At 60.3% G+C, this 6,289-nt stretch carries 6 protein-coding genes; 4 read left to right on the forward strand and 2 right to left on the reverse strand.

Annotated features, from left to right (window positions below; genetic code table 11):
- Window positions 1–9 precede the first annotated feature (9 nt).
- On the reverse strand, window positions 10–1,521 hold the full coding sequence (locus tag AC2LD7_RS09880; RefSeq protein WP_484597577.1) for an HDOD domain-containing protein: 1,512 nt from the start codon (window positions 1,519–1,521) through the stop codon (window positions 10–12).
- A gap of 165 nt (window positions 1,522–1,686) precedes the next feature.
- Here AC2LD7_RS09880 and motA point away from each other — a divergent pair, with 165 nt between their 5' ends.
- Window positions 1,687–2,538: a flagellar motor stator protein MotA gene (gene motA / locus AC2LD7_RS09885; protein WP_408102007.1), complete on the forward strand. Its 852-nt coding sequence runs from the start codon at window positions 1,687–1,689 to the stop codon at window positions 2,536–2,538.
- Window positions 2,539–2,549: 11 nt separating this feature from the next.
- Window positions 2,550–3,575: a flagellar motor protein MotB gene (gene motB / locus AC2LD7_RS09890; RefSeq protein ID WP_484597578.1), complete on the forward strand. Its 1,026-nt coding sequence runs from the start codon at window positions 2,550–2,552 to the stop codon at window positions 3,573–3,575.
- A gap of 38 nt (window positions 3,576–3,613) precedes the next feature.
- Here motB and rsgA read toward each other — a convergent pair whose 3' ends face one another.
- Entirely contained in the window at window positions 3,614–4,645 is a 1,032-nt protein-coding gene (gene rsgA / locus AC2LD7_RS09895) for a small ribosomal subunit biogenesis GTPase RsgA (protein WP_484597579.1), read from the reverse strand.
- A gap of 127 nt (window positions 4,646–4,772) precedes the next feature.
- Here rsgA and AC2LD7_RS09900 point away from each other — a divergent pair, with 127 nt between their 5' ends.
- Complete coding sequence (locus tag AC2LD7_RS09900; RefSeq protein ID WP_484597580.1) at window positions 4,773–5,582, forward strand: class I SAM-dependent methyltransferase; 810 nt, start codon at window positions 4,773–4,775, stop codon at window positions 5,580–5,582.
- Window positions 5,583–5,610: 28 nt separating this feature from the next.
- A complete protein-coding gene (orn, locus tag AC2LD7_RS09905) occupies window positions 5,611–6,153 on the forward strand; it encodes an oligoribonuclease (protein WP_484597581.1) in 543 nt (180 codons plus the stop codon).
- The last annotated feature ends 136 nt before the right edge of the window (window positions 6,154–6,289 follow it).

Below are 6,289 nucleotides of genomic sequence, written 5' to 3' on the forward strand. Positions count from 1 at the left end.
CGAAAAAGATCAACGCCCGCGCTTGCTGAACGTCGCCAGCGCCCGCTCGATACATTGCACTGTCTTGGTGAACGCTTGCAGCCCCATTTCGCTGAACGCCGTGTTGTCCTGATCGGCTACCACCAGCATGACCACGCGGCCTTCGTGGCCGATGGAGCGCAGCAGTACGTGTTCGCTTGGAAACAATGCCTTCAGCGCCCCCGGCAGCAGCGCGGAGAACTGCGCCATGTTGTCCGGATTCAGGCGTAGAAGTGTCGGCTTTTCCAATAATCTTCGTAGCACTTGGCTCTGATCCAGTTCGAGTGACAGCTTGGCGGCCTCGCGCGGGACGCCAAAAGTTTGCTGGCTGACCAGGCGATTTTGCTTGCGGTCGACAAGCATCAGTAGCACCCGATGCATACCGGCGCAGCTCAAGGCTTTGGCGGCAGTCGCGGTAAGTTGCACCACGTTGTCGTACGGGCAGCGTTCGCTGAGCAGTTCGCGGCAATGCGCACGCCATTCCGTCAATGCTTCAGTGTTGGGCAACTTCGCTGCTTTTTCTACCTGAAACACACTTTCCCATGGCCACAGCAGGCCTTGGGCCGGGTGCCAGAGATCTGTATGGCCGATTGCTTGCGCACTGGCGGCGGCGTGCTGATGCACCATCTGCTGCAGTTCGGCCAGCGGAATCTGCAGGTAGAGCCCGGCGAGTCGCTGCCAGCGGAGACTGTGAATGCCGCTCCAGCTGTGGTGCGCCGAGAGCGCCAGGCCGTTGGCAAGCACGATGGTATTGCTTGGCAGGGTGAGCCAGCGACGTAGATCGGGATCGGCATCGAGCATTTGCTGCTGGTGCAGTGGGTGCTCGTTGTCACGGGCAATGTGTAGCGCCTTGATCAACATCCTCCGATTGCCGCTAAGCAGCCGATACCCCTGGGCGATCCAGCCGGGCAATCCCCAGTGTTCGGCGACTGCCACACAGAGATCCAGCAGCGATACGCCCAGCAATGATTGTTCGACCTGGCGGGCCGGTTCACGCTTGACCAGCACGCGCTGCTCCCAGGTTTCGAGCAGTTCAGGGTGGGCGGCGACCAGCGCCCAGACCGGCGCGAGGAACAACAGGCTGCTCCAGTGGATTTCCTGCCAGAGACGCGCAAGGCGGGCAGCGAACAGCCCGTTGGCCTGCTGGCTGGCATGGCGGCTGATGAGCACCATCTGCCGCAGCGGCGTAGGGATGTCGTGAGCCTGGGCTGCAGGAATACGGGCGAACAAGGCTTCGGCACGTTTCAGGCCGATGCGGCTGAGCGCAACTTCCAGGCTCTCGGCCGGCCTGGTCACGGCGGCGTTGCGATTGGCTTCGCGGATCACGCTGAGCGCCATGACCGGGCTTTCCTGGATCAGCTCGGCGATCTGCCGCATCGACATGCTGCTGTCGCGCAATGCCAGCTGGACACGCGCGTACGGATCGGCAAACACGGGCAGCACCACGGCGTCTAGCGCCTTGATCCAGGCGGGAAGCGTGCGGGGTAGTGGGGTCGTTGTCATTATGCCGCCGAACTAGCATTTCATCGGGATGGCCTTTAGTCTGGCGCAAAAGTTCCGATAACCAGAACAATTCTTTCATATGCCCCGCCTGTAACCCATGCGAGCGTGCGATGTTGCGCGGCTTGTCCCAGGTGCTCTGCGATCAGGTTTTAGACGTACCTTTCTATGGCAAAAATTATTGGCATCATCGTGGTATTCGCCAGCGTTCTGGGTGGATTCGTACTGTCCGGCGGCAAGATCGGGGCGCTCATGCATCCTTTTGAGGTCATGATCATCGGCGGCGCTGCACTGGGCGGTTTCTTGCAGGCCAACCCCGGCAGCACAATCAAGATCGTTTTCAAAAAATCGCTGCAGATGTTCAGTTCGCGGTTTACCCAAAAGTACTACTTGGAAGTGTTGGGGCTGCTGTACGAGATTCTCAACAAGAGTCGTCGGGAAGGCATGATGGCCATCGAGGCGGACCTTGAGGACCCCTCTGCGAGCCCAATCTTCAGTAAATACCCGGCGATTCTCAAGGATGAGCGGATGACAGCATTCATCTGCGATTACCTGCGCATCATGTCCTCCGGCAACATGGCGCCGCATGAATTAGAAGGCTTGTTCGATATGGAATTGAACAGCCTGAAGGAGGAGCTCGAGCATCCTTCCCACGCAGTCGCGCGGGTCGCAGACGGACTCCCGGCCATGGGTATCGTGGCGGCGGTGCTGGGCATCGTAATCACGATGTCGATTCTCGCCGAAGCGAACAACGCGATGATCGGAGAAAAGGTCGCCACCGCGTTGACCGGTACGTTCCTGGGGATCCTTGCGTCCTACGGTTTCTTCGGCCCGCTGGCTGCCGCGCTGGAGCATGATGCCAAGGAAGAGCTGAATCTTTACGAGGGCATCAAAGCGACCCTGGTCGCTTCGGCCTCCGGCATGCCGCCGACATTGGCGGTTGAGTTCGGCCGTAAAGTCCTGCTACCCGCGCACCGGCCAAGTTTCGCCGAGCTCGAACAAACCATGCGTGGTAGCTAGGTAGCCTAACCATGGACAACAACCAGCCGATCATCGTCAAACGGGTCAAGAAAACCGCTGCGGGCCATCATGGCGGCGCCTGGAAGATTGCTTTTGCCGATTTTGCGGTAGCGATGATGGCGTTCTTTCTGGTGATGTGGCTGATGAGTTCGGCGACGCCTGAGCAGAAGAGAGCGATTTCCGGTTACTTTCAAGACCCCATCGGTTTCACCGAGAGCGCCAGTCCGCATGTGATCGATCTTGGCGGTACGCCTACGCCATCGCCGGATCGGACTCTCAACGAAGAAGTCGATCCAGCGATCGAGCAGAGCGAGTCGAAGATCGATGCCGACCAGGCGGAAACCTTTGCCGAGCAGCTGGAACGAGAGCGTCTCGATCTGCTTTTGCAGGAGTTGCAGAACAAAGTCGACGAGGACCCGGACCTGACGCGCTTCAAGGACCAGATCCTGTTCGAAATCACTCAGGATGGTCTGCGTATCCAAATTGTGGATGCGGAGAATCGCCCGATGTTCGCTTTGGGCAGCGCCCAGCTGCAGCCTTACTTCGAAGATATTCTGCTGGCGATGGCCGACACCATTCGGGCAGTGCCGAACAAGATCAGCGTCAGCGGGCACACCGATGCCAAGCCTTACGCCGGGCGCGGCGATTTCGGCAACTGGGAACTGTCCGCTGGGCGCGCCAATGCAGCTCGCCGTGCACTCGTTGCAGGGGGCTATCCAGAAGATCAGCTCGCTCGTGTGGTCGGTTATGCATCGTCGGCCTTGTTCGATCGCGCTGACCCGCTGAACCCGGTAAATCGCCGCATCGACATTCTGGTGCTGACCAAAAAGGCACAGCGCGACATCGAAGGGGGGCAACCGGACACGGGCGAGGCTGGCATTTCCGTTGGTCCGCAAGCGCCAGACGCTACGTCGGACGGCCCCGACGAGGCACCGGCAATTGATGCAACCGAACCGTTACCGCCAACGCAGCTGCGCGAGCGACTGAACATCTTCGAAGACGGTGTGCTGAAGTTCGATGAGCCAGGCAGTCGGTAAAGCGTTGGAGGCTAGAACGCTGGACGACGAAAATCAGCTTAGTAGCCCGTTTCCGGCAGGCTGCTGATGATATGGCGGTAACTGGCCATCCGTTGCGGCTGGATCTGCCCTTGCTCCAGTGCCTTCAGCAGTGCACAACCTGGTTCGCGATCATGCTTGCAGTCGCGGAAGCGGCAGTGCCCCAGCAACTCTTGAAACTCGATAAAGCCGGCTTCGACATCGGCACGGCTGACATGGCCCAGGCCGAACTCCCGGATGCCGGGTGAGTCGATCAGTTCGCCGCCGCCGGGAAAATGGAACAGCCGCGCGGTAGTGGTGGTGTGAGTGCCCTTGCCGGTCATTTCAGACAGCGCGCCGACACGGGTATCGACACCTGGCAGCAGGCTATTCACCAGCGAGGATTTACCCACACCGGACTGACCGACGAATACGCTGACGTGGCCGTCGAGTCGAGCTTTCAGCGCGTCCATGCCAGCACCGTCATGGGCCGAAACTTCCATCAGCGGATAGCCCAGCGTTCGATAGACCGACAACAGTGCATTGAGCGCAGGCGCATTCTGCGCATCGATCAGATCCGCCTTGTTCAGCAGCAGTAACGGCGTAATGCCCGCATGCTCGGCAGCGATCAGATAACGGTCGATGAGGTTGGCGTGTGGCTCCGGCAAGGGCGCGAAGACGATGACGATGAGGTTGACGTTGGCTGCCACTGGCTTGAGCTGGCCGCGCGTGTCGGGCCGGCAGAGCTCGGATTGGCGCGGCAGCTGCGCGACGATTACGCCGATGCCCTGGTTACCCGGTCGCCAGACCACTTGATCGCCGGTGACCAGAGCCGGCAGGTTGGCGCGCAGATGACAACGAAATATCTGGCCCTGATGCTCGCCCTCCTGCGCCTCGACTTCGACCTGAACGCCGAAGTGGGCGATGACGAGGCCAGTCTGCTCCGGGCCGAGATCGCCACCTTCCAGCTCTTCGATCGCGCGTGATTCCCGGCGCGCTGCGCGCGATGCGCGTTCTTCCTGGATCTTCTCGATACGCCAGTTTTGCCGGCGGTTGAGGTGGCGTTTGGCCATTTGCTTGCGGTGCCCAGGCTGGAAAAGTAGGCGAGTCTAGCATGCCGATTACCCCTCGCTGCGGGCCTATATGCGGCTCTTACGGGCGGTTAGACTCGGCGCCGTATCCCGTCGACGATGTATGTCCATGCCTGCCTTTTCATTCGCAAGATATCCCGCGCTGCTGGCGCTGTTCTGCCAGGTAGCATCGCTGCTGATCAGCTGGCTGCTGTTGCTCGCGCTGGCGCGGTTGGCGGATTGGCATGTCAGCGTGCTAATCGCCGCTTGTGTGCAGGGCTCGATCGCCGCGCTGATGGGACAGCGGCTCGGCCTTTCGCGCTGGTGGCTGCCGATCAACCTCGGTTTCGTGCCGGGCCTGGTGCTGCTGCAGGACCACGTCCTGCCGCCCTGGCTGTTGCTGGCCGGCTTCATAGTGCTGCTGTTATTGAACTGGAATTCGCTGATTGAGCGGGTGCCGCTTTATTTGACCGGTAAGGCGGTCGAGCAGCGTTTGATTCGGCGGCTGGCGCAGCTGCCTGACGGCTTTCGCTTCATCGATATGGGCAGCGGTCTCGGTGGCACGCTGCTGCGGCTAGCGCGGGCTTATCCGGCGGGGCGCTTCGTCGGTGTCGAGACCGCACCGCTGACCTTTGCCTTGTGCTGGTTGCGCTGTATGTTCCAGCGCAACTGTCAGGTGCGCTATCGCAGTCTCTGGCGCGTGTCGCTGGCCGAATATGACGTGGTCTATTGCTTCCTTTCTCCGGCGCCCATGCCGGCTTTATGGCAGAAGGCGCGCGCCGAGATGCGGTCGGGGACGTTGCTGATCAGCAACAGTTTCGAGGTGCCAGGTGTCGAGGCGCAGGAAGTCCTTCCAGTCGATGACTGGCGCCATTCACGGCTGTTGATTTGGCGCCCTGGGGCTGATGCGCCAACTGACGGCTCTCATGCGAGCGGCTAAACTGCGCGCCACAGTCAAGGAGCTCACCATGCAGAACCCACAGAATCTCATCTGGATCGACCTGGAAATGACGGGTCTGGATCCTGATAACGATGTCATCATCGAGATGGCGACCATCGTTACCGATAGTCAGCTCAACGTCCTTGCCGAGGGGCCGGTCCTTGCCATCCATCAGAGCGACGAGATCCTTGCGGGCATGGATGAATGGAACACGCGTCAGCATGGCGGCTCTGGACTTACCCAACGAGTTCGCGACAGCCGGATATCCACCGAGGAGGCCGAGGCGCAGACGTTGGTGTTTCTCGAGCAATGGGTGCCCAAGGGCAAGTCGCCGATCTGTGGTAACAGCATTTGCCAGGATCGCCGTTTTCTTTACCGGCGCATGCCCAGCCTGGAAGCCTATTTCCACTACCGCAACCTGGACGTCTCCACCCTCAAGGAGCTAGCCGCACGCTGGGCGCCGGAGGTGCTCGCCGGCTTCAAGAAGGGTGGCACGCATCTGGCGCTGGATGACATTCGTGAGTCGATCGCCGAGCTGCGTCATTACCGCGAACATTTCATAAAAATCTAAGAGACGAAAAAAGCGCTGGAGGCTGGAAGCTGGACGGAAAAAATGGCTGGTACACGTTTTGGTGTCGCCCACACACTGATCGCCTCCAGCCTCCAGCCTCCAGCCTCCAGCCTCCAGCCTCCAGCCTCCAGCCTCC

The organism is Stutzerimonas sp., assembly GCF_982611455.1.